This window comes from Amycolatopsis sp. 505 (assembly GCF_031625235.1).
Classification (GTDB): Bacteria; Actinomycetota; Actinomycetes; order Mycobacteriales; family Pseudonocardiaceae; genus Amycolatopsis.
In genome coordinates this window covers 192,860-214,730 of record NZ_JACKQP010000005.1, presented here as the reverse complement: position 1 = coordinate 214,730, position 21,871 = coordinate 192,860, and the positions used below count along the sequence as shown (strand labels likewise).

Sequence of the window (21,871 nt, the reverse complement as noted above, 5' to 3'; positions counted from 1 at the left end):
GCTTCCTAGGATTCGCCGGGCAAGACAGCGCGTTCGAGCGCCCTCGCCGAGTGGAGGTTGCGGTATGGCGCGCGCCGGCCGGTCTGATGATGAGTTTTCCGTTGATGAGCTCCTTCGGGAGACTGGGGCCATGCCTCGGTCTCTCGGGGCCTATGTCCCCATCACGCGGGTTCGGGAAGCCGATACCGGGGATGGGTACCGGGAACGGCTCGAGGAACGGGCTCGGGAGGCCGCCGCCGCTCAGCAGCGTGCGGGGCGGCGGATTCGGTGGGTCTCCGCCGTCTGCGGGGGCGTTGTCGTCATCGGGAGCCTGGTCATCATCGCCGTCACCTCGGAGAGCTCGCCCGGGCGGCAGGCCGCCATGGCTCCCGACCCGCTCGCTCCCGCCACCACTCCGCGCACCACCGCCACCGCCGAGGCGCCAAGACCCTCGCCGGTGCCGACCGTGATCCGGCAGACCTCCGCGTCTCCCACCACCACGGCGCCGAAGACCACCGCCTCCAGCCCGTCGCAGGCTGCTCCTCCTCCCCCTCCCGCTCCGGTTGCCTCGTGCTCCGTCCGGTACGACATCACCGACCAGTGGCCCAACGGCTTCACCGCCAACGTCTACGTCACCAACACCGGCAACCAGACGCTGAACCCGTGGTCCTCCACCTGGAACTTCACCGCCGGGCAGCAGGTCACGCACAGCTGGAACGGCGACTTCTCGCAGAGCGGCTCGCGCGTCACCATGAAAGCGGTTTCCTACAACCTGACGCTGGCCCCGGGCGCGACCGTCAACATCGGCTTCAACGGCTCCTTCGGCCGCGACAACCCGAAGGCCGTCGGCTTCACCCTCAACGGCGCCCGCTGCCAGACGTCCTAGCCGAGCACCTCGCGCATGAACCCCACCAGCCAGTGCTGGGCCGGGCTGCGGGCGTGCGTGTGCCGCGTGTACACCGACACCTGAGCCGGCTCGACCTCGAGCGGCAGCTCGAACAGCCGGACGCGGTGCTCGGCCGCGAACACCTCCGCCACCAGCCGCGGGACCATCGCCACCAGCTCGCCGTCCTGGACCAGGTACGGCAGGGCCGCGAACCGGGTCACCTCGAGCACCACGCGGTCCAGCAGGCCGGACGCCTCCAGCGCGCGGCGCGGGCCGTTGTGGCCCGTCGGGCCGAACACCGTCACGTGGCGCTCCGCCGCGAGCTGGTCGAACGAAACCGCCTCCGACAGCCGCGGGTGGTCCGCAGCCACCATGCCCAGGTAGCCCTCGGAAAACAGCGGGATCCGGGCGACGCGCTGGGAACTGATCAGCGGGGACGCGATGAACGCGTCGATCTCGCCGCGGCCGAGCTGGTCGGCCGCGCGGTCGACGTCCAGCGGCCGGACCGTCAGCGTCACGCCGGGCGCGCGTGACGGCAGCGCCGCCATCAGGCGCGGCAGCAGCGAGATCTCCCCCAGGTCCGACAGGCACAGCGTGAACGCCGCCCGGGCCGTCGACGGCGAGAACGACTTCGCGCCGCTGACCGCCGTCTCGATCTCCGACAGCGCGCTGTGCAGGGGCTCGTAGAGGGCGCGGGCGGTCGTGGTGGGCACCAGGCCGCCGCCGGTGCGGCGGAACAGCTCGTCGGAGAACCGGCGCCGCAGCTTCTGCAGGCTGTAGCTGATCGTCGGCTGCGTGACGTGCAGCGACTCGGCCGTCGCCGTCACGCTGCGGGTCTCGTACAGCAGCACGAACGTGCGCACCAGGTTCAGGTCGAAGTCCGGCATATCGATCCCATCGATGAAGCAACGCGCCAACATCTATTGGAACACGGCCGCGGTGCTCCATAGGGTCGGTCCGACTTCAAGGAGGCACCGATGCCCACCGCCCGCCGGCTCGCCCACGAGTTCCTGGACCGCCGAGGCCTGACGACCATCTTCGGCAACCCCGGGTCCAACGAGCTGCCGTTCCTCGCCGAGCTGCCGGAGCATTTCCGCTACGTCCTCGGCCTGCACGAAGGCGCCGTCGTCGGGATGGCCGACGGCTACGCCCAGGCGACCGGCCGCCCGGTGCTGGTCAACCTGCACGCCGCCGCCGGCTCCGGCAACGCGATGGGCGCGCTCACCAACGCCGTCTACTCGCGTTCTCCCCTGGTGCTCACGGCCGGCCAGCAGGTCCGGACGGCGATCGGGCTGGAGGCGATGCTCGCCAACGTCGAGGCGACGCAGCTGATGCGGCCGCTGGTCGCCTGGTCGGGCGAGCCGAGCTGCGCCGCCGACGTGCCGCGTTCGCTCGCCCAGGCGGTGTTCGAGGCCGAACTGCACCGGCGGCCGAGCTACCTCTCGGTCCCCTACGACGACTGGGCCGTCGAGCTGACCGAGACCGCGACGCTCGACCGGCAGGTCCACAAAGGCCTGGCACCCAGCGCAGCCCAGCTGAACGACCTCGTCAGGAGCGTTGCCGCGGCGAAGAACCCGGCGCTGGTGCTGGGCGGCGACATCGACGCCACCGGGCTCTTCGACCGGGCCGTCGCGCTCGCCGAGCACCTCGGCCTGCCGACCTGGGTGGCGCCGTCGCCGCACCGGCTGCCGTTCCCCCACCGGCACCGGCTCTTCCGCGGCGTGCTGCCCGCCGGCATCGCGCCGGTGTCGGCCGCGCTGACCGGGCACGATCTCGTGCTGGTGCTCGGCGCACCGGTGTTCCGCTACCACCAGCACGTTCCCGGCGCGTACCTGCCCGAGGGCACCCGGCTGGTCCAGGTCACCGACGACTTCGGCGCCGCGGCCCGCGCGCCGATGGGCGAGGCGCTGGTCGCCGACCCCGCGCCGGTGATCGAAGCACTGCTGGCGAAGATCCCCGCCAGAGAGACACAACTCGGCTACGTCGAGAACCCGGAGCCCAAGGCCGGCGGGAAGGCGCTGCACCCGGAGCAGGTGTTCGCCGCCCTGCGCGCCACGCAGGCCGACGACACGCGCTACGTCGTCGAGTCGACGTCGACGAACTCGGCCTGGTGGCGGCAGATGGACCTGCGGCGCGAAGGTTCCTACTTCTTCCCCGCCGCCGGTGGGCTCGGCTTCGGCCTGCCCGCCGCGGTCGGCGTCGCGATGGGCAGCCCGGACCGTCCCGTCGTCGGCGTCATCGGCGACGGCTCGGCCAACTACGGCATCACGGCCTTGTGGTCCGCCGCGCACTACCGCGTGCCGGTCACCTTCGTGATCCTGCGCAACGGCGTCTACGGCGCCCTGCGGTGGTTCGGCGACCTGCTCGGGACGCCGGACGTGCCCGGCACGGAGATCCCCGGGCTCGACTTCACGGCCATCGCCGCCGGCTACGGCGTCGAAGCCACCACCGCCCGCGACGAAGACGACTTGCGTGCCCAGCTCAAGACGACCCCGGACGGCCCGCGGCTGATCCAGGTCGACACCGAACCGACCACCCCGGAGTGATCATGACCTTGCTCGATGACTACTTCGTCCGCGGCACCGGCGGCACCCGGCCGGTCGTCGAACCCGCCACCGGGGCGATCCTGGGCCGCGTGGGCGTCGCGACGCCGGAGGACGCCGCGGAAGCCGCCACGGCCGCCGCGAAGGCCCAGCGCGACTGGGCCCGGCGCAAGCCCGCCGAACGCGCCGCGGTGCTGCGCCGCGCCGGCGAGCTGTGGGAGACGCACGCCGCCGAGGTGCAGGACTGGATCGTCCGCGAAGCCGGATCGACGCGGCCCAAAGCCGGGATCGAGACCGAGATGGCGGCCGGGATCTGCTTCGAGGCCGCGGCCCTGCCGACCCACCCGCTCGGCGAGGTGCTCAGCACCGGCGAACCCCGCTGGTCGCTGGCCCGCCGCGTCCCGGCCGGCGTGGTTTCGGTGATCTCGCCGTTCAACTTCCCGCTGATCCTGGCCATCCGCTCGGTGGCGCCCGCGCTCGCGCTCGGCAACGCCGTGCTGCTCAAGCCCGACCTGCGCACCGCGGTGTGCGGCGGGGTGAGCATCGTGCGCGTCTTCGAGGAAGCCGGGCTGCCCGAAGGCCTGCTGCACCTGCTGCCCGGGGACGCCGGCGTCGGCGCCGCGGTGGTCGACGCGCCGGAGGTGTCGGTGGTGTCGTTCACCGGCTCGACCGCGGCCGGGCGGAAGGTCGGCGAAGCCGCCGCGCGCTCGCTCAAGCGCGTGCACCTGGAGCTCGGCGGGAACAACGCGCTCGTCGTGCTGCCGGGCGCCGACGTCGCCAAGGCCGCCTCCGCCGGCGCGTTCGGCTCGTTCCTGCACCAGGGCCAGATCTGCATGACCACCGGCCGGCACCTCGTCCACGAGTCCCAGGTGGACGCATACGTCGAAGCCCTCGCCGAGAAGGCGCGCCGGCTGCCCGTGGGCAACCCGGCCGAGAACGAGGTCGCGCTCGGCCCGATCATCGACGACCGCCAGCTCGCGCACGTCACCGACGTCGTCGACCGCAGCGTCGCGGCGGGCGCGCAGGTGCTCGCGGGCGGGAAGCCCGACGCGCCGTTCTACCCGCCGACCGTCCTCTTCGGACTCGACGACGCGAGCCCGGCCTGGCGCGAGGAGATCTTCGGCCCGGTCGCGCCGGTGCGCGCCTACCGCGACCTCGACGAGGCCGCGCGACTGGTCAACGACTCGGAGTACGGCCTGTCGGTCGGCATCCTCGGCGACGTCGGCACGGCGATGCAGCTGGCCGAGGAGGTCCGCTCGGGCAAGGTGCACATCAACGAGCAGACCGTCGGTGACGAGCCGACCGCGCCCTTCGGCGGCGTCGGCGACTCCGGCAACGGCTCCCGCTTCGGCGGGGCGAAAGCCAACATCGAAGCCTTCACCGAGACCCAATGGCTGACCGTCCGTGCGGACATCGCGCCCTACCCGTTCTGAGGAGACGACAATGACGACGTCCCGTGGCCCGTGGACGGCGGTCCTCTGCTGGCTGACCGTCCTGCTCGAGGGATACGACCTGGTCGCGCTCGGCGCCACCATCCCGACCCTGCTCAAGAGCGGCTACCTCGGCTTCACCGCGGCCGGCGCGACCGCGGTCGCCACGGTGTCGCTGATCGGCGTGGCCGTCGGCGCCGCCGGCCTCGGCCCGCTCACCGACCGGTTCGGCCGCCGCGTGCTGCTCATCGGCTCGGTCCTGCTGTTCTCGCTGTTCACCCTGCTGACGCCGCTCGCGCCGAACGTCGCGACGTTCGGGGTCTTCCGGTTCGTCGCCGGGCTCGGGCTCGGCGCCTGCATGCCGGTGGCCCTGACCGTGATGTCGGAGAACCTGCCGGCCCGGCGGCGCGCCAGCGCGAGCACGTTCACCATGACCGGCTATCACGTCGGCGCGGTGCTGACGTCGGTCCTCGCGCTGTACGCGAAGGAGGACTGGCACCTGCTGTTCTACGGCGGCGGGATCGTCGGCCTGCTCGCCGTGCCGCTGATGTGGTGGAAGCTGCCGGAGTCCGCGGCCTACCTCGCGGCGCGCGAGACGGCCGAGCGCGTCGGGCTGCGCGATCTGCTCGGCGGCCGGTTCCGGCGGATCAGCATCGCCGTGTGGACCGGTTCGTTCATGGGCTTGCTGCTGGTCTACGGGCTCAACACCTGGCTGCCGCAGCTGATGCGCACGGCGGGCTACCCGATTTCGACGTCGATCACGCTGCTGCTGGTGCTCAACATCGGCGCGGTGCTCGGGCTGGTGCTGGCCGGCACGATCGCCGACCGGTTCGGGATCCGCCCGATCGCCCGGATCTGGTTCGGCGCCGGGGCGGTCCTGCTGGCGGCGCTGAGCCTCCGGATCGGCAATGCGTTCGTGCTCAACGCGGTCGTGCTGCTGACCGGCGTCTTCGTGTTCTCCGCGCAGGTGCTGATCTACGGCTACGTCGCGCAGGCGTTCCCGGCGCACGTCCGGGGTACCGCGCTGGGGCTGACGTCGGCGGTCGGGCGGCTGGGCTCGATCCTCGGGCCGTTCGTCACCGGGGCGCTGGTCACGGCCGGGATCGCGTATCCGTGGGGCTTCTACTTCTTCGCCGTCGTGGCCGTCCTGGGGCTGGGCGCGATGGCGCTGCTGCGCGGCGGAACGCCGGCCGAGGAACGGTTGACGCCGATCTCCACCGGGTAGCCGCGAAGGATCGGCCAACCGAGGAGGAACGATGTCGCAGCCCCACGACGAAACCGGCGAAGTGGACTCGAGCGGGAATCCGGTCGAGCCACCTCGCCGCGAAGAGCCCGACGGGCCGCTGGAAGACGAAGACGCGAAGGCGCGGCCGGGACATCCGGCCACGCAGGAGAACTTCCGCGGCGGCGACTAGACCGTGTCCTCCGGACGGCGGCGCCCCAGCGTCGCCTCCGGGTGCTCGGTGCGGCGGTCGGAGTCGCGCAGGACCTCGCGGGCCTGGCCCTCGGGGTCCGCGCTCTCCACGGCCTGTTCTTCGGGCAGTAGTTCGGCCCGGGTTTCGGTGCGGTCAGGCGTGTCGTCCATGGTGGGCGAGTACCCGGTCCGGCCCGGTCTCAGACACTCAACCAGCCGACGGCGAGCGCGATGACCAGGCCGGCGACCATCAGCACGAGCACACCGGTGAGGACCAGCCACAGCACCGGCATCGCCTTGGACGGCATCGGCTGCGGGTGCGACAGGCCGGACGTCTGGGCGGAGTCGGGCGGGGTGCTGCCCGGGGGCACGCCGCCCCCGGGTTCCAGGTCCGGGGTCCGGCGGGGATCCGGGTCCGGCGGTGGGGCGGTCATGGGGTACGTCCTTCCGTCGCTTCCGCGGCGGGTGCCCGGCCCGGGGCCGGGCAAACCCCGGCTCACTCCCGCGAACGCGATCACCGCCCGTGTTCGGGCGCAGCTACCGCCCATGGCCGGGCCCCGTCCGCAAGCGGCATCTCGGCGCAACCCGGCCGGTCCGACCCGACCAAACCCGGCTCACTCCCGCGAACGCCGATTGCCGGCCGCATCTCGGCGTAGCCGGTCCGTCTGAGCCGAGATCTCGCCGAGTTGCTCGGCCAGGCCGGCGTGCGCGGCCCTCAGGTGCGGCTGGGCGGCGGCCAGCGGGGGGAGCAGCGTCGCCGGGTCGTCGTCGCCGAGGGCTGCTCCGAGGCGGTCCGCGCTCTCCTGGGCTGCTGGGCCGAGGCCGTCCAGTGCGCTGACCCGGCCGGCCAGCTGGCGCAGGATCGCCGAATTGCGGCGGGCCCAGTCCGCGACGGCCCGGTCGCCCGCGCGGCGGTCGCGTTCCGCGTCCACCCGGGCCTCGCCGGTCTTCTCCCCTGTGTGCGACGGCTGCAGCCTCAGGTAACGCCGTTCCGCGGCCTGGCGGCTCGCGACGCCCAGGGCCGGTGCGAGGGCCACCCAGCTGGCGCCCGCCGCCCGGGCCGCGGTGATCAGCTCCGGTTCCCAGCTCGCCAGCTGCTCCCGCAGCAGCCGGAGGCCGGACAACGCGGCCAGCACCTCGTTGCGGTCACCCACCCCGGCGCGGGCGGCCGCGACCACCTCCTCGATCCGGCGCAGGGCGCCGGTGGGATCGGTTCCGTCCATCACGTCATCCTTTCGACGACCCACATCTTGTCATCGTTTTGACGACATGCTAGAACAGAGCCGCGTGTTGACACCAGAGCTGTCAGATTCCAGGAGGTGGGTCCCGATGTTGATGCGCACCGACCCGTTCCGCGACCTCGACCGGTTCGCCCAGCAGGTCTTCGGCGCCGGCACCTGGTCGAAACCGGCCGCGATGCCGATGGACGCCTACCGCGCCGGCGACGAGTTCGTGGTGTGCTTCGACCTCCCCGGCGTCGATCCCGGCGCCGTCGAGCTGGACGTCGAACGCAATGTCCTCACCGTGAAGGCCGAACGACGGCCCCTGCCGAGCGGTGACGACGTCCGGATGCACGTCTCCGAACGACGGCTCGGCGTGTTCTCCCGCCAGCTGTTCCTCGGCGACACCCTGGACACCGAGCACATCACCGCGAACTACGACGCCGGGGTGCTGACCGTCCGCATCCCCATCGTCGAGAAGGCGAAGCCGCGGCGCATCGAGATCGCCGCCGCCGGCGACCGCACGCAGCTCGAAGCCTGATGTCCGATCGAGGCGGGGGCCCGGGTGCCCCCGCCTCCACCGCGCCGAGGAGGGCGTGCGGTGACCGGAATTCCGACGACCCCCAGCGTGACACCCTTGCTCGAGGAACTGCTCGCCCGGATCGCGGCCGACGTGCCGGGCGCCCTCGGTGCGGCGGTTTCCGTGCACCACCGCGGCGGCCCCCTGCACCTGGCGGCCGCGCACGGCCTTTCCGCGGCGCTCGTCCCCGCCCAGCTGAGCGGGCTCGGCGGTCCCGTCCCGGCCGCCGGCCGGACCGGCGAGCCGGTGGTGAGCGCGGACGTCTACGTCGACGGCCGCTGGCCGTCCCTGACGCTGAACGGACTGGTGGAACACCACCCCGCCCTCGCGGCAGAGTGGGCGCGGGTACGCGGGATCGCGGCCCTGCCCTCGGCCTGGGACGCCGACGGGACGCTGGTGCTGTCGGTCGTCCTGGATCGCCCCGCCACCGACGAAACCGTGAACGTGCTCCGGCGTCACGAGCGGCTCGCCGCGATGGCGCTGGTCGTCGCCGAAGCGACCCAGCCGGACCGGACCGGCCAGACGCTGGACCTCCTCCAGTCGCGAGCCGCGCTGGAGGAAGCCAAGGGCATCGTCATCGCACTCCGCCGCTGCGACCCCGACGAAGCCTGGGACACGCTGCGGCGAGCGAGCCAGGAGTTCAACGTCAAGGTGCGCGAACTCGCCGTCGCACTGGTGGAACTGCTCGGCGGCGCCCCGGCTCCCCAGCCCGCCGGCGAGCGCACGATCCACCCCGGCCCGGCCGCGCGACGCGCCGCGCGGCAGGTGCTGAGCGCCCTCGAAAGCCGCTGATTCAGGGCCGTTCGACGCGGAAGACCGCGATGCGCTCCGCGGCCGCCGCGACCGCGTCCGGCGTCGGCGCGGCCGCCAGGCCGGTCGTCACGAACCGCTTCCCCACGCTCGGCGGGCTCGTTTCGACGAGCCGGCGCAGGACCGGCCGCCGTTCTTCGACCGGCAGTTCGGCCAGCCGCGCGGCCGACGAGCGGCGGCCGCGGGTGAGCGTCACCTCGCCCGCGGCCCGCACGTTCGCCACCCAAGCCGCCTTCGGATACGCCTGGACGATGTAGTGCTGCCCGTCGATGGGGTTGACGGCGATGGGGAACGTGCGCGGGACGCCGGTGCGGCGCCCCGGCACGGTGAGCAGCTGCATCGGGCCGAAGGCGACGCCGAGCCGCTGCAGCCCGACCACGATCTTGTTGCCGGTGTTGACCATCCGGCGGTAGCTCTGCGCTGTTGTCATGCCCCGACGGTACACCAACTCATACGAAACTCGTATGATCCGAACCTCGTATTTACTTTCGCTCGGGACCGGGCTCCGATTCCGGCGGCAGCGGATCCGGCACGGGCACACTGCCGGGTTCGGGAAGCGGCCGGTCCGGCGGCGGATCCGTCTCCGGGACGACGGGTTCGGGCGGTATCGGCGGTGCGGTCATCGGTTTCCCTCCGCCACGCGCCGCCCGCGGTCCGGGCGGCGATCACCTCACGAGTTACCCGCTGCGGTTGACTCTGACACCGTGTCAGGCGCTATCCCGGACCCCATGACACCTTTCCGCACCGCGACCGAGGTGGCCGCCGGGATTCGCCGCGGCGAGCTCTCGGCGCGTGACCTGACCGAACAGCTCTTCGCCCGCATCGACGCCTCCACCGTCAACGCCGTGATCGCGACCTGCCGCGCCTCCGCGCTCGAAGCCGCGGAGGAAGCCGATCGGGCGGTGGCGCGCGGTGACGACGTCGGGCCGCTGCACGGTGTCCCGATGACGATCAAGGACGCCTTCGCCGTGCAGGGCCTGCCCACGACCTGGGGCGAGCCGGCGTTCGAAGACTGCGTCGCGGACGAGGACGCGGCGGTCGTCGAACGGCTGCGGGCCGCGGGCGCGATCGTCGTCGGCAAGTCGAACGTCCACCACCTGCTCGCGGACTTCGGCCGGACCGAGAACCCCCTCCACGGGCGGACGCTCAACCCGAGAGGCCCCGACCGGACGCCTGGCGGCTCGAGCGGCGGTGCCGCGGCCGCGCTCGCCGACGGCCTGACCTACCTCGAATACGGCTCCGACCTGGCCGGGTCGATCCGGATCCCGGCCGCCTACTGCGGTGTCCACGGCCTCAAGCCCACCCCGGGCACCGTGCCGCTGCGCGGCTTCCAGCCGCCGGGACCGCCCACGACGCTCGCCCGGGAATTCCCCTCGGCGGTCGGCCCCCTGGCCCGGTCGGCGACCGATCTGCGGCTGGCGCTGCGCGTCACGGGCGGTCCCTTGCCACCCGCCCGGCGGTCCCGGCTCGACGACTTCCGCGTCGGCGTCGTGCTCGACGATCCGGCCTGCCCGGTGACCGGCGAGGTCGGCGCGGCGCTGTCGGACGCCGTCGACGCGCTGGCCCGCGCCGGGGTGCGGATCCGCGAGGGCTGGCCGGCGGACGTCGACCCGAGTGCCCAAGCCGAGGCGTTCGGTTTCCAGGTGGAGCTGTTCTTCGCGAGCCAGGAAGGCCGTGAGCCGGCCGGGACCGCCGAGCAGGAGCAGCGGCGGTTCGCGGCCGGGGCGGCCTGGGCCCGGTACTTCGCCGACGTCGACGTCTTCCTCTGCCCGACGGTGTTCACCACCGCCCCCGCCCACGACGACCGGCACCGCTACGACGACCAGGTGTTCTGGATCGCCCAGGCGTCGCTGCCCGGGCTGCCGGCGGTCACCGCCCCGGTGGGGCCGGCCGGGCTGCAGGTCGTCGGGCCCGCGCACGAGGACGGCACCGCGATCACGTTCGCGGAACTCGCCGAGGACGTCGTCGGTGGGTTCGTCCCGCCTGGGGCAGGATCGGGCCGTGTTCTCGATCGGTGATTTCGCCCGCCACGGCCGGGTGTCGGTCCGGATGCTGCGCCACTACGACGCACTCGGGCTGCTGCGCCCGGCCCGCGTCGACCCGGCGACCGGCTACCGCAGCTACACGGCGGCCCAGCTGGCGCGGCTCAACCGGATCGTCGCGCTGAAGGACCTCGGCTTCACCCTGGAGCAGGTGGCCACGCTGCTGGCGGACGAGGTCACGGTCGAGCAGGTCCGCGGCATGCTGACGCTGCGGCGTGCGGAACTGGAGGCCGCGCTGGCCGAAGGAGCGGCGCGGCTGGCGCGGGTCGAGGCCCGGCTGCGGACGATCGAGGCGGAAGGCCGCCTGCTCGCCGACGACGTCGTCGTCAAGGAGCTGCCGGGGATGCGGGTGGTGGAGCTGACCGCGATCGCGGCGGGCTTCGCCCCGGAGGCGATCGGGCCGGTGGTGCACCCGCTGTGCGCGGAGCTCGGCCGGCGGCTCCCGCAGGCGGACGTCACGCCGGCGGGCCGGCTGACCTGTTACTACGAGCAGCGCGCGGAGGACGAGGTCGTGGTGCACGCCGCGATCCCGGCGTCGGTCGGCGGCGGTGGCCTCGACGGCCTGACGGTGGCGGACCTGCCGGCCACCCGCGCGGCCACGCTCGTCCACCGCGGCCCGATCGACGACGTCCTGCCCGCGTGGCAGGCGGTGGTGCGGTGGATCGACGACCACGGCCGCCGGTCGGCCGGGCCGCAGCGGGAGGTCTATCTGGACTGCCCGGAGGACCCGGCGGGCTGGGTGACGGAGCTGCAGGAGCCGATCAGCTGAGCGCGGCGAGCCGGTCCGCGAGCCTGCCGCTGCCCGCCCGCACGGCCAGGTCCCGGATCTCGCCGAACCCGAGGTCACCGAGGCTGAACTGGCAGACGATCCGCGTCACCCGGCTCTTCACCTGCTCCGCGTCCCCGCGGACGGCCCGGCCGAGGTAGGCGTCGAGCCGCTCCAGGAAGGCGCGTTCGCGGGCGCCTCGGTCCGCGCACCACAGGTGCACCAGGTCGGTGCCCAGGACGGCGAACGAACCCATCTTGGCCAGGGGCACGGGCCCGTCCGGCTGGAAGCTCTTCGCGGGCAGGGTCACCCGCCACCCGCCCTGCGCCGTGCGGGTCGGGGGATGCTCGGCGATCCCCTTGCTGGTGAGCCAGGTCTTGATCCTGGCCTCCGTCTGCTCGGCGCTCACCGCACGGGCGTCCGACTCGAGGACCCCGAGGATTTCGGGGGTCGATTCGCAGAGCGCGCCGAGCTCCGGGTCGGCGACGTCGCTCGCCTGGGTGTAGACCAGCTGCCGGATCCGGCCGGCCGAGCCGGTCGCGCGCACCACGAACATCGGCAGGTACACGCACTCTTCGCCGAGGCTCTCCGGGTGCTCGATCCGGGTCGGCAGGTTGTAGTGGTCGCGATCCGCACGCCCGGCCAGCTCGGCGAGGGCCTCCCGGCGGAAACCGTGGCTGGTGTGGAGCATCCGGTAGGTGCGGGCGCCCTCCTCGGCCGTGGCCGCCGGGATTTCGCCGACGGTCAGGAAGGTGACCAACCCGGCGTCGTAGTACGCGCGGCTCAGCGGGACGGAGCGGAACCCGTCGAAGTACAGCTTCCGGCGGTCCTCGCGCCGGGCGACGTAACACACCTGGTCCCGGTGGGACTGCCGCCCGAGGTCGGTCAGTTCCACGCGCCCGCCGACCCACCGGAGGTGGCCGATCCGGTCGAGGACCCGCAGCGCCCGGTCGACCAGCGCGTGGTCCAGCGCGAAGAACCCGGCCAGTTCGGCCACCGTGCCCAGGCCGACCTCCGCGATCCCGCGCTCGAGGTACCGGTCGATCAGCTCGTACGGCCGGCCGTCGGTGGTCGTCGCCCGCACTTCGACCTGCCAGACGGGCAGGAGGATCGCGAAGATCCGGGTCGGGGTCAGGCCCTGGCCGAAGGCCGCGTCTTCGAGAGCGCGTTCCGCCGGGTAGCGCAACAGCCGGCCGGTCACGACGCGTCCCGCAGGTCGTCCAGCAGGCGCGCGATGTCCTGGTACGACCGGACGTCCCCGGCCGCGGCCGCGTGCTCGCCCAGCGAGCGGGCCAGCTCGCGGAAGTCGCCGTCACGGGCCAGCCGGAGCATGGCGAGGTCGCCGATCAGCACCAGCTGCTGCTTGGCGCGGGTGAAGGCGACGTTCGCCCGGCGCAGCTCGCGCAGGAACCCCACGTTCTTCGACCGGTTGCTGCGGGTGAACCCGTACAGGATCACGTCCCGTTCGCCGCCCTGGAACGAGTCCACGGTTCCCACGTTGGTGTCGATCGTGTCCTGCTCCGGGATCTGCGCGCGGAGCAGCTCCTTGACGAGTTTCACTTGCGCCGCATAGGGAACGATCAGTGCCCACTCCTCGTGCCGCCGGTGGTAGAAGGCCGCGAGCTCGCTGAGCAGGCGGGCCTCCGCGAGGTTGACCGTGCCGCCCGGCAGCCGCGGATCCCAGTCGCGGGCCGGGGTTTCGGCGCGCTGGGCCGCCGAAAGGCCCGAGGTGTCCGCGAACGCCAGCGGACTGGCGAACAGCGGATCTTCGTGGTCGCGCTCCACCATCGTCTTGAGCGTGTTGCGGTAGAACGTCTCCGAGATGAAGTCCGCGATGACCTTCGGCATCCGGCGCTGCTGACGTAGCTGGACGACGTGGCTCTCCGGCAGGTGCCCGACGAGAACCTCCAGGGCGCTCTTCGTGACTAGGTCGCGGAAAGCGGGGTCACCACTGCGGTCCGCCCAGGCTTCGACCTCGTCGTCGACGAACGGCGGCAGCTGACGATCGTCGCCCACCAGCACCGTCCGCTCGGCCCGCACGAGCGGCACCAGCAGGTTGTTGACGCTGATCTGACCGGCTTCGTCGACGATGGCGAGGTCGAACTCCACCTCGGCGATCTCCGGACGCGACGCCGCACCGATGCACGTCGCACCGATGACGTCGGCGTAGCGGATCAGCTCCGGGTAGAGCTGCTCGACCGCACCGGAGGCCTCCTCGTGCCATTCGTCGAGCAGCTTCGCCCGCGCTTCCAGCAACGCCAGCCGCGGACCGAGCCACTGGTGGAACCGGGCGAGCCCGGCCATGGCCGCTTCGGCGTCGCCGTCGTCGTGGAGCACCGGCAAGGCGTCCGCCGGCCCCACGGCGACCCGGACGGCGTGCGCGGCCGCCATCGCCCCGGCTCGGCGTTCGTCGGTCCGGCGACCGGCTTCTTGGAGGGCCTGCCGGGCGAGCTGCACCTCGGGGACGTCCCGGGTGGCCAGGTCGAGCGCGTGCCCGGCCGCGTCCACCGCACCGCGGAGCCGGTCGGCGGCCTGCCGGAGCCCGGCGAGTTCGGTGCTCCCGGCGGCCAGCAGCCGCGCTCGCCGCTGAGCCAGGGCTTTCGCGAGAAAGCCGGGCCACGGCGGCCGGGCGCGTGCCTGCTGATCGCGCTGCGCGAGGCGGTTCACCTTGTCCTGCCGCTTGGCGGCTTTCGCCTGCTGGCGGGTGAGCGCGGCGACCGCGGCCGCGAACTGCTCCTGGGCCGGTCCGCCGAAGTGGCGCCGCACCTCGGCCAGGTGGTTCGCGGCGGCTCGGAGCGCCCCGAGCGCGTTACCGAGTTCCCCGATCCGGCGGCCGAGCTCCTGGGCCCAGCGTCCGGCGTTCGGCAAGCCCGCGTACTTCGGGCGGGCCGCCGCGGTGGTGGCCAGGACCTCGGCCCGCAGCTCGGCCGCCAGCCGCTCCAGCAGGAACGGGCGGCCGGACGCATCGACCTTGCCCTCGTTGCCGACCCGGACGACCACGACGTCCGCGGGCAGCTTGGCCAGGACGTTGTCCACCGCCCGGTTCGTGTGGGAGGCCACGAGCACGGGTCCTCGCTCGGGAGCCAGCGCGCACGCCTGGGCGATCTGGCTGATCGTCCGCGTCTTGCCCGTGCCCGGTGGCCCGAGGACCACCAGCAGATCGGGCACGCCGAGCGCGTTCCGGAACGCGGCGAGCTGGTCTTCGTCGAGTTCTTCGCCCGGCTGCGCCGGAACCGGCCGGTACGGCTGCACCCGGTGGTCGACGAGCACCGGGAGCAGGGACCGGTTGCGGGTCCGCCCGGTCCGCAGGAGGGCGACGGCCTCGCGCTGCTTGGCGTAGACGACGTCGCTGGAGCTGAGTTCCAGTTCTCCCTGCTGCGCCAGTCGTTCCCAGCTGATCGGCTGGTCGAAGCGGACCGTCACCCGGTCGCCTGCGGTCCGGGTCACCTGACCGCGCTGTTCCGGTTCGCCGCGCACCTGCACGAACCTGTCGCGGTCCGGAACCCGGCCGCCGACGACCCGTAAGACGTAGACCGGCGAACCGGTGTACCGCCGCTCCCCCACCGTTTCCACGGCCCGGTACGGGTAGGCCGGCGCCGAGCGGCTCCGGTTCGCGGCGAGCTGCTGGTCGGTGTCGATCACCTCGTCCAGCCGGTCCAGGAACCGCGTATGCGCGGGCACCTCCCGGACCGGCCGCTCCCGGTCCCGGTGCAGCGCGGCCCAGGCCTGTTCGATCCGCGGCCAGTGCGCGGACGACCCGGGCGGGATCTCGCGGCGTTCGAAGACGGTGTGCCACGCCGTGCGCAGGAGCAGGCAGCCCCGAGCCAGCCGATCGTGGTCCCGCAGGCGGATCGGGGTGATCCCCGCGATCGTGTAGGCGTCGCCGTACTGGGTGACGAAGAGCCGCACCAGGTAGGTGTGGGTGTGCAGCAGCAGGCTCGGGTCGCCGCCCGGGCGCTGCGGCGGGCTCAGCGTGGCCGGCACGCCCTCGGACCGGGCGGCCAGATCCGCCGCGACCCGGCCGATCCCCGCGGGCAGGCCGGGGTGGTCCCGGCGCTGCCGCTCCAGCCGCCCGTCGAGCGACTTCGCCGGGACGAGCACGACCCAGCGGGGAAGATCGACAATCTCCAGCAACCGGAACTCCTCATCGGCGGTGATCGAGCGCGGCCGCCAGGAACCGCATCGCGGGGCGGCTCGCCGGGTCGGTGGCCAGGGCGGCGTCGATGGCGACGGCCGCGCGTTCGGGCAGCGCGGTGGCGAACTGACGGACGGGCACGGGAACGGCCGGGTCCGGCGCGAACCCGGTGACGACGTGGTAGGCGACGGCCGCGAGCTGGCGGACGTCGGTCCACGGCCCCACCCGGCCGGCGCTGCGGACCCGCTGTTCGGGAGCTTGGTAGGGCGGTGTTCCCTCGCCGGGCCGGAAGTCCGTCCCGGCGAGGCCGAGGTCCCGCAGCACGACTCGCCCGTCGTCGAACCGGACGAGCCCCGCCGGGGTGAGCAGCCGGTGGGTGGCGCCCCGGGCGTGCAGGAGCGTCAACGTGCGGCCGAGGCCGGCCAGACCGGACAGCGTCCGGCGGCTGCGCCAGGCGTCGATCACCTCGGCGGGCTGTGGGACGAAGTCGGCCAAGGTGGCGGACTTCGAGCCGGGCCACGCGGTCACGAGCGTCACCACGCCGTTCTCCCGGACCAGCTCCCGGACCGCCGGGAAACCGTTGCCGCGCAGGGCGGTCAGGAGGTCGCGTTCGCGGGTCAGCGCCGCCGACGCCGCCAGCGCGGCCGGGGTCTCCCGCCGGACGTCGACCTGCCGCAGCCAGACGTCCTCGTGCGGCGGCCCCAGCCGCAGCGCCCGCGCCTGGCGGAGGGCCGCGTCTTCGAGCGGGTCACCGTGGACGAGGTACCGCATCCCGCCGATCTCGACCTCCGCCTCCGCGGTCAGGAGCTCGGCCGGCCGGCTCGGCGCGGGCCGGACGCCCACGACGACCGGGTCGACGCCGTGTTCCGGTACGACGAAGGGAACGAGCGGCGGCATTTCGTAGAGCGGCGTGCCCGCCAGTGCCGCCAGCAGATTCCGGACGCCGGGAAGCGTCAGTTCCTCGACCGCGTAATGCGTCGTCGAATGGGCGCACAGGCACTCCGGGATTTCGCCGGCGTCGTGCCCGGGCAGCACGACCGGCAGAATCCGGCGCGTCTCCCCGGGCAGATCACGGGCGAGGTTGTCGCGGAGCATCGCGGCTTCGAGCACTTTCGCGCTCCCGGCCGCCGACGGCACGCGGCCGTTCACGATGTGTTTGTACTGCGGGGAAGCGATGGCCAGCACGAACTCGGCCTCCCGGAGCCGGCCGATGGTCCACGCCGTCCAGTCCCGCCGCCGATCGGTGTACCAGACGTCCAGCTGCGCGTCGACGCCGGCTTTTTCGCGCAGGAAGGTCGCGAACTCCCGGACCGCGCGATCGTGTTCCGCCGAATCGTGGGCATAGGACACGTAGATCCGCGGCGAAGTGCCGGCTGTCCCCACTTCTGACCCTTCCCCCCGCAAGATCACGGCGGCTTGTACCCTCTCATGATCGCGAACGGGGCAGCACCGAACGCGGTAACTGTCCGATATTTGTCCTGTTTTCCCGCTGAGGACTTCCGATGGCGAACCGGTACGACAGCCACCAGCCCGGTGACCACCCCAAGGTCTTCGTCTCCTACACCCACGACAGCGAAGAACACCGGGAAGCCGTGCTGGCCTTCGCCGATTTCCTGGTGCGGAACGGAATCGACGTGGTGCTGGACCGCTGGGCCACGGACCGGCGGCGGGACTGGCAGGCCTGGATGACCCGGAACATCACCGAGTCGGACCACGTCCTGGTCATCGCGTCCGAGGGCTACCGGCGGATGGGCGACGGGATCGGGCCGAACCACCTGAACCTGGGCGGCCAGGCGGAAGCCGCGCTGCTGCGCGACCGGCTCCAGGGCGACCGCGCGACCTGGACGGCCAAGATCCTCCCGGTACTCCTGCCCGGCCACGGCAAACACGAGATCCCGGACTTCCTCCTGCCCAACGCGGCCGACTGGTACGAGGTGCCGGCCAACACCCCGGAGGCGGCGGAGTCCCTGCTGCGGGTGCTCACCCGCCAGCCGCGGGACCTCCCGCCCGCGCTCGGGCCTCGGCCGATCCTGCCGCCGCGGTCCGGTTCCGCACCGGCCCGGATCACCATCCCGGGTGGGCTTCCGGTCGTCTGGCGACCGGAGTTGCTGCCGGCGGGTTACCAGTCGCAGGGGCCGCTGGTCGAAGTGCACCTCGTCCCGGCTTCGCCGTTCGCGCGCTACGGCGTGCTCCAGCTCGAACGGATCGCCGACGAATTGGCGGCGTCGGGGCGCGCCAAGGGCCTCTTCTCGCAGGCGCAAGCCATCTCCGTCGGCTCGTCGGCCGACGCCGCGTGGGCGTTCTCGACGGACTGGAGCGCCGGGGAGTGCGGTCTTGCGGTGCTCCGCGGCGGCCAGCGCACGTGCTGGTTCCCACCGGCGAAGGCGAGCATCGGCTGGATCCTCGACCGGGCCGACCTGTCTGCGAAAGTCGCCGACCGGCTGGACCTGCTGCTGCAGATCGGCCTTCCCTTCCCGGAGACCTTCGCGACGGCGATCGCCCTGGATCCGGTGGGCCTGACCCGGCTGGGGCACCTTTCCGAAGCCGACGCGCGCAGCGCAGCGCTGCCCCTCGATCCGGCGGAGCGCATCAGGGTCGGCACCGAAGAGGCCTTCCTCGTCGAGGAACTCCGAAGCTCGGCCCAGAACGTCGCCGAGGAGCTGGCCGCCCGGCTCGTCGTCGCCTTCAAGCGCTGATCAGCTCGGCCGCGGGTGGTGGGCGTGGTCGCCCGAGGGGATGTCGCGGTCCACGTGGTCCGCGTGGTGCAGGGCCTGGGCCAGGAGGCCGCGGACGTGGTTGTCCGCCGCCGAGTAGTACACGAACGTTCCCTCCCGGCGGCCCTTCACCAGGCCCGCCAGCCGCAACTTGGCCAAGTGCTGGCTGACCGCCGTGGGGGCGGCGCCGGCCAGTTCGGCCAGGCAGGCCACCGAGGATTCGCCCTGCAGCAACGCCCACAGCACCTTGATCCGGGTCGGGTCGGCCAGCAGGCGGAATGACTCAGCGGCCAGGTGGACCTGCTCTTCGGTGGGCATGTCGAACTCCGGCAGCGACGCGTGCATGACCGCAACCTTACTACTTGCGTATCTGCGTGCTTGCGCAGATAGAGTGGGTTCATGCACGGACACTCGAAGTGGCGGCCGCACCGCCACGACAGCGCCGACCGCGTCGACCACGCCCTCGAGACCAGCCGGCGCGGGATGCGCGCGCTGGGGTGGTCGTTCGCCGCGCTGTCCGTCACCGCCGTCGCGCAGCTTGCGCTCGTGCTCGTCACCGGATCGGTGGCGCTGCTCGGCGACACCGTGCACAACTTCGCCGACGCGTTGACCGCCGTCCCGCTCGGCGTGGCGTTCCTGCTCGGCCGGCGCGCCGCGACCCGCCGCTACACCTACGGATTCGGACGCGCCGAAGACCTCGCCGGTGTGGTCGTCGTGCTCGTCGTCGCGGCTTCGGCCGCGGTCGCCGGGTACGAATCGGTGGCGCGGCTGCTCGATCCCCGGCCGGTCGCCCACCCCTGGGTGGTCGCCGCGGCCGGGGTGATCGGCTTCGCCGGCAACGAACTCGTGGCCCGGTACCGGATCAGGATCGGCCGGGAGATCGGCTCGGCCGCCCTGGTCGCCGACGGGCTGCACGCGCGCACCGACGGCTTCACGTCACTGGCCGTCGTCGCCGGGGCGGCCGGCGTCGGCTTCGGCTTCCCCGCCGCGGATCCGATCGTCGGGCTCGTCATCACCGTCGCGATCCTGTTCGTCCTGCGCGACGGCGGCTCCTGGACGCCGTCGACCCCGCGTCGGTCGAGCTGGCCGAACGGACGGCCCGGGACGTCGAGGGCGTGCTCGACGCCCGGGAGCTCCGGATGCGCTGGATCGGGCACCACCTCCGGGCCGAGCTCGCCGTGACGGTGGCGGCGGACCTGACCGTCGAGGCCGCCCACCGGCTCGCGCACGAGGTGGAACACCGGCTGCTGCACACGATCCCGCGCCTGACCGCGGTCGTGGTCCACACCGAACCGGCCACCGGCGCCGACCGGGCACACGAAACCGTCGCCCACCACCGCTAGCACCCGACGGGCTGCTCCGCCGGCTCCGGCTTCGGGCTCAGCACCCCGGCGAACACCGCCGCCAGCACGCACAGGACCACCGGCACCGCGAACGTCACGTTCAGCGGCATCCACCGGGTCAGCCCGCCGATGAGCGCCGGGCCGGCCAGCAGGCCGACGTACCCGAGGCCGACCACGCGGGCCATCAGCGCGCCCGACGCCCGCGTGTCCAGGTTGCCCGCCGCGGTGAACAGCTGCGGGACACCGCCCGAGAGGCCCAGGCCGAACAGCGCCCAGCCCACCAGGGACACCGGCACCCACGGCGCCGCCGCGGCGATCGTCAGGCCGACCGCCGCCAAGGTGGCTCCGTAACGGACGATCGCCGCCGGGCCGGCCCAGGCCGCGACGCGGTCGGTCAGGAACCGGCCGGTCGTCATCGCCACCGCGAACGCGCCGTACGCCAGGGCCGCCGTGGACGCCGAGGTGCCGAGCACCTTCTCCATGTGGAGCGCGGCCCAGTCGTTCGCGACGCCCTCCGACAGCATCAGCGCGAGCGCCAGCAGGCCGAGCAGCCAGACCGTGCGGCCCGGCGTCCGGCGCGTGACGACCGGCCCGGCCACCTCGGGAGAGGCGGCGGCGGGCGCGTCGGCCGGTTCCATCAGGAACCGCGCCGACAGCACGGAAAGCAGCACGCAGACCAGGCCGGTGCCGGTGAGCGTCACGCCGGTGGGCACGCCCGCGCCGAGCGTCGCCGCGCCGATGACCGCGGCGATCGCGCCGCCGATCGACCACATCGCGTGGAACGCCGCCATGATCGGGCGCGGGTAGGCGCGCTCGACGACGACCGCGTGGGAGTTCATCCCGACGTCGATCGCACCGTTGCCGAAGCCGAAGAAGGCCAGCGACAAGCCCAGTGCCCACCACGAGTTCGCGAACCCGGGCGCGCACACCGCGAGGCCCATCAGGATGCCGGCGGCCGGGACCAGCCGCCGGTGCCCGAGCCGGTCGACGAGCGGCCCGGCCACCTGCATGCCGGCGAACGCGGCGCCGCCGAGCACCAGCAGCAGCGCGCCCAGCGTACTGTGCGAAATGCCAGTCGCGCGCTCGACGTTCGGGATGTGCACCACCCACATGCCCATCGCGAACCCGTTGAGGCCGAAGAACATGAAGGTCGCGAACCGGGCGGCGCGCGGGCGGGGCGGGACGGTCATCGGCTCTCCAAGGGGACGGCGACGTGCACGAGTACGCCGCGCTCGGTCAGCGCGGCACGCTGGTCTTCGGGCGCGCCGGGGTCGGTGATCACCACGCCGGCGCGGTCGGCGGGACAAATGCAGGCGAGCGCGCGGCGGCCCCACTTGGCGCCGTCGGCGAGCACGATCGTCCGGGCCGCGACCTCGAGCGCGGTCCGCTTGACCTCGGCGTCGTCCAGGTCGAAGGCGGTGAGCCCGGAGTCGACGCCGAGCGCGCAGGGGCTCAGCACGGCGACGTCGAACCGCAGGGCCCGCAGCGACGCCAGCGTCAGCGGGCCGGCCAGGGCCTGCTCCCCCGGCCGCGCTTCGCCGCCGGGCAGCAGCAGCCGGACGCCGGGCACCTCGGCCAGCTCGCGGGCCGCGTGCAGGGACAGCGGCATCACGGTGATCGGACGCCCGCGCAGCAGCCGCGCGAGTTCGAAGGCCGTCGTGCCGCGGTCGAGGACGACGGTCTCGCCGTCGCGGATCAGCTCGGCCGCCGCGGTGGCGATGGCGCGCTTCGCCGCGAGCCCGGCCGTCGCGCGGGCCGCGAACGGCGGCTCCGGCCCCGGCGGCGACGCCGGGACCGCGCCGCCGTGCACCCGGCGCAGCACGCCCCGGGACGCCAGGTGGTCGAGGTCGCGGCGGACGGTCATCTCCGACGCCCCGGTCGCTTCCGCCAGCTCGGCGACGCCCACCTGAGCAGCGCCGCGCAGGCGCTCCACGATCACCTGCTGCCGCTCCGCGCTCTTCACGTCGCGATATTCGCAATCCGGGCAGGCTCGCACAACCGGTTTGTTC

The 21,871-nt window shown here is 73.2% G+C and carries 21 protein-coding genes and 1 pseudogene; 11 read left to right on the top strand and 11 right to left on the bottom strand.

Annotated features, from left to right (window positions below):
• Positions 1–445 precede the first annotated feature (445 nt).
• On the top strand, positions 446–865 hold the full coding sequence (locus H5965_RS20125; protein WP_310971575.1) for a cellulose-binding domain-containing protein: 420 nt from the start codon (positions 446–448) through the stop codon (positions 863–865).
• Here H5965_RS20125 and H5965_RS20120 read toward each other — a convergent pair.
• Positions 862–1,752 (bottom strand): LysR family transcriptional regulator, encoded by an 891-nt coding sequence (locus H5965_RS20120; RefSeq protein ID WP_310971574.1) that lies wholly within the window; start codon positions 1,750–1,752, stop codon positions 862–864. The genes H5965_RS20125 and H5965_RS20120 overlap by 4 nt on opposite strands.
• Before the next feature lie 90 nt (positions 1,753–1,842).
• Here H5965_RS20120 and mdlC point away from each other — a divergent pair, with 90 nt between their 5' ends.
• The 4 genes from mdlC to H5965_RS20100 are packed head-to-tail and all read left to right on the top strand — an operon-like array spanning position 1,843 to position 6,253.
• Complete coding sequence (gene mdlC, locus H5965_RS20115; RefSeq protein WP_310971573.1) at positions 1,843–3,411, top strand: benzoylformate decarboxylase; 1,569 nt, start codon at positions 1,843–1,845, stop codon at positions 3,409–3,411.
• Positions 3,412–3,413: 2 nt separating this feature from the next.
• Positions 3,414–4,841: a benzaldehyde dehydrogenase gene (locus H5965_RS20110; protein ID WP_310971572.1), complete on the top strand. Its 1,428-nt coding sequence runs from the start codon at positions 3,414–3,416 to the stop codon at positions 4,839–4,841.
• Between the two features lie 10 nt (positions 4,842–4,851).
• On the top strand, positions 4,852–6,063 hold the full coding sequence (locus H5965_RS20105) for an aromatic acid/H+ symport family MFS transporter (protein ID WP_310971571.1): 1,212 nt from the start codon (positions 4,852–4,854) through the stop codon (positions 6,061–6,063).
• Positions 6,064–6,094: 31 nt separating this feature from the next.
• A complete protein-coding gene (locus tag H5965_RS20100; protein WP_310971570.1) occupies positions 6,095–6,253 on the top strand; it encodes a hypothetical protein in 159 nt (52 codons plus the stop codon).
• On the opposite strand, the gene H5965_RS20095 is transcribed toward H5965_RS20100, so the two are convergent.
• From H5965_RS20095 to H5965_RS20085, 3 genes are all read right to left on the bottom strand, one after another.
• Complete coding sequence (locus H5965_RS20095) at positions 6,250–6,423, bottom strand: hypothetical protein (RefSeq protein WP_310971569.1); 174 nt, start codon at positions 6,421–6,423, stop codon at positions 6,250–6,252. The genes H5965_RS20100 and H5965_RS20095 overlap by 4 nt on opposite strands.
• Positions 6,424–6,452: 29 nt before the next feature.
• Positions 6,453–6,686 carry a DUF6480 family protein gene (locus tag H5965_RS20090; RefSeq protein ID WP_310971568.1) on the bottom strand — a complete coding sequence of 78 codons (234 nt, stop codon included), beginning with the start codon at positions 6,684–6,686 and terminating at the stop codon, positions 6,453–6,455.
• Positions 6,687–6,866: 180 nt separating this feature from the next.
• Entirely contained in the window at positions 6,867–7,475 is a 609-nt protein-coding gene (locus H5965_RS20085) for an HSP18 transcriptional regulator (RefSeq protein WP_310971567.1), read from the bottom strand.
• A 106-nt stretch (positions 7,476–7,581) separates the two neighbouring features.
• Here H5965_RS20085 and H5965_RS20080 point away from each other — a divergent pair, with 106 nt between their 5' ends.
• Both H5965_RS20080 and H5965_RS20075 read left to right on the top strand, forming a co-directional pair.
• On the top strand, positions 7,582–8,013 hold the full coding sequence (locus tag H5965_RS20080; protein WP_310971566.1) for an Hsp20/alpha crystallin family protein: 432 nt from the start codon (positions 7,582–7,584) through the stop codon (positions 8,011–8,013).
• Between the two features lie 60 nt (positions 8,014–8,073).
• The gene (locus tag H5965_RS20075) at positions 8,074–8,844 is read left to right on the top strand and encodes an ANTAR domain-containing protein (protein WP_310971565.1); all 771 of its coding nucleotides are present in this window, start codon (positions 8,074–8,076) and stop codon (positions 8,842–8,844) included.
• 1 nt (position 8,845) lies between these two features.
• Here the strand turns inward: H5965_RS20075 and H5965_RS20070 are convergent, their stop codons facing one another.
• Complete coding sequence (locus tag H5965_RS20070; RefSeq protein WP_310971564.1) at positions 8,846–9,292, bottom strand: nitroreductase family deazaflavin-dependent oxidoreductase; 447 nt, start codon at positions 9,290–9,292, stop codon at positions 8,846–8,848.
• A gap of 298 nt (positions 9,293–9,590) precedes the next feature.
• On the opposite strand from H5965_RS20070, the gene H5965_RS20065 reads away from it, so the two are divergent.
• Entirely contained in the window at positions 9,591–10,880 is a 1,290-nt protein-coding gene (locus H5965_RS20065) for an amidase family protein (protein WP_310971563.1), read from the top strand.
• On the top strand, positions 10,864–11,673 hold the full coding sequence (locus H5965_RS20060; RefSeq protein WP_310971562.1) for a MerR family transcriptional regulator: 810 nt from the start codon (positions 10,864–10,866) through the stop codon (positions 11,671–11,673). The genes H5965_RS20065 and H5965_RS20060 overlap by 17 nt, the downstream gene beginning before the upstream one ends.
• Here the strand turns inward: H5965_RS20060 and H5965_RS20055 are convergent.
• From H5965_RS20055 to H5965_RS20045, 3 genes are read right to left on the bottom strand one after another with little or no spacing between them, the layout of a single operon-like run.
• The gene (locus tag H5965_RS20055) at positions 11,666–12,871 is read right to left on the bottom strand and encodes a hypothetical protein (RefSeq protein ID WP_310971561.1); all 1,206 of its coding nucleotides are present in this window, start codon (positions 12,869–12,871) and stop codon (positions 11,666–11,668) included. The genes H5965_RS20060 and H5965_RS20055 overlap by 8 nt on opposite strands.
• Positions 12,868–15,804, bottom strand: coding sequence for an AAA domain-containing protein (locus tag H5965_RS20050; RefSeq protein ID WP_310971560.1), 2,937 nt, complete (start codon positions 15,802–15,804; stop codon positions 12,868–12,870). The genes H5965_RS20055 and H5965_RS20050 overlap by 4 nt, the downstream gene beginning before the upstream one ends.
• Before the next feature lie 10 nt (positions 15,805–15,814).
• Positions 15,815–17,188 (bottom strand): SEFIR domain-containing protein, encoded by a 1,374-nt coding sequence (locus tag H5965_RS20045; RefSeq protein WP_310971559.1) that lies wholly within the window; start codon positions 17,186–17,188, stop codon positions 15,815–15,817.
• Between the two features lie 119 nt (positions 17,189–17,307).
• Here H5965_RS20045 and H5965_RS20040 point away from each other — a divergent pair, with 119 nt between their 5' ends.
• Complete coding sequence (locus H5965_RS20040; protein ID WP_310971558.1) at positions 17,308–18,501, top strand: SEFIR domain-containing protein; 1,194 nt, start codon at positions 17,308–17,310, stop codon at positions 18,499–18,501.
• On the opposite strand, the gene H5965_RS20035 is transcribed toward H5965_RS20040, so the two are convergent.
• Positions 18,502–18,864, bottom strand: coding sequence for a metalloregulator ArsR/SmtB family transcription factor (locus H5965_RS20035; protein WP_310971557.1), 363 nt, complete (start codon positions 18,862–18,864; stop codon positions 18,502–18,504).
• Positions 18,865–18,918: 54 nt separating this feature from the next.
• Here H5965_RS20035 and H5965_RS20030 point away from each other — a divergent pair.
• Positions 18,919–19,862 (top strand): annotated as a pseudogene (locus H5965_RS20030) (cation diffusion facilitator family transporter).
• Here H5965_RS20030 and H5965_RS20025 read toward each other — a convergent pair.
• A complete protein-coding gene (locus H5965_RS20025; RefSeq protein WP_310971556.1) occupies positions 19,859–21,052 on the bottom strand; it encodes an MFS transporter in 1,194 nt (397 codons plus the stop codon). The pseudogene H5965_RS20030 and the gene H5965_RS20025 overlap by 4 nt on opposite strands.
• Complete coding sequence (locus H5965_RS20020) at positions 21,049–21,825, bottom strand: DeoR/GlpR family DNA-binding transcription regulator (RefSeq protein WP_310971555.1); 777 nt, start codon at positions 21,823–21,825, stop codon at positions 21,049–21,051. The genes H5965_RS20025 and H5965_RS20020 overlap by 4 nt, the downstream gene beginning before the upstream one ends.
• Between the last annotated feature and the right edge of the window lie 46 nt (positions 21,826–21,871).

Excerpts from the sequence above, each read along its gene's own strand:
- H5965_RS20070 (WP_310971564.1), bottom strand. The coding sequence starts at position 9,292 with ATGACAACAGCGCAGAGCTACCGCCGGATGGTCAACACCGGCAACAAG.
- H5965_RS20035 (WP_310971557.1), bottom strand. The coding sequence starts at position 18,864 with ATGCACGCGTCGCTGCCGGAGTTCGACATGCCCACCGAAGAGCAGGTC.
- H5965_RS20040 (WP_310971558.1), top strand. The coding sequence starts at position 17,308 with ATGGCGAACCGGTACGACAGCCACCAGCCCGGTGACCACCCCAAGGTC.
- H5965_RS20100 (WP_310971570.1), top strand. The coding sequence starts at position 6,095 with ATGTCGCAGCCCCACGACGAAACCGGCGAAGTGGACTCGAGCGGGAAT.
- H5965_RS20105 (WP_310971571.1), top strand. The coding sequence starts at position 4,852 with ATGACGACGTCCCGTGGCCCGTGGACGGCGGTCCTCTGCTGGCTGACC.
- H5965_RS20080 (WP_310971566.1), top strand. The coding sequence starts at position 7,582 with ATGTTGATGCGCACCGACCCGTTCCGCGACCTCGACCGGTTCGCCCAG.
- H5965_RS20110 (WP_310971572.1), top strand. The coding sequence starts at position 3,414 with ATGACCTTGCTCGATGACTACTTCGTCCGCGGCACCGGCGGCACCCGG.
- H5965_RS20065 (WP_310971563.1), top strand. The coding sequence starts at position 9,591 with ATGACACCTTTCCGCACCGCGACCGAGGTGGCCGCCGGGATTCGCCGC.
- H5965_RS20120 (WP_310971574.1), bottom strand. The coding sequence starts at position 1,752 with ATGCCGGACTTCGACCTGAACCTGGTGCGCACGTTCGTGCTGCTGTAC.
- H5965_RS20090 (WP_310971568.1), bottom strand. The coding sequence starts at position 6,686 with ATGACCGCCCCACCGCCGGACCCGGATCCCCGCCGGACCCCGGACCTG.
- mdlC (WP_310971573.1), top strand. The coding sequence starts at position 1,843 with ATGCCCACCGCCCGCCGGCTCGCCCACGAGTTCCTGGACCGCCGAGGC.
- H5965_RS20025 (WP_310971556.1), bottom strand. The coding sequence starts at position 21,052 with ATGACCGTCCCGCCCCGCCCGCGCGCCGCCCGGTTCGCGACCTTCATG.
- H5965_RS20095 (WP_310971569.1), bottom strand. The coding sequence starts at position 6,423 with ATGGACGACACGCCTGACCGCACCGAAACCCGGGCCGAACTACTGCCC.
- H5965_RS20085 (WP_310971567.1), bottom strand. The coding sequence starts at position 7,475 with ATGGACGGAACCGATCCCACCGGCGCCCTGCGCCGGATCGAGGAGGTG.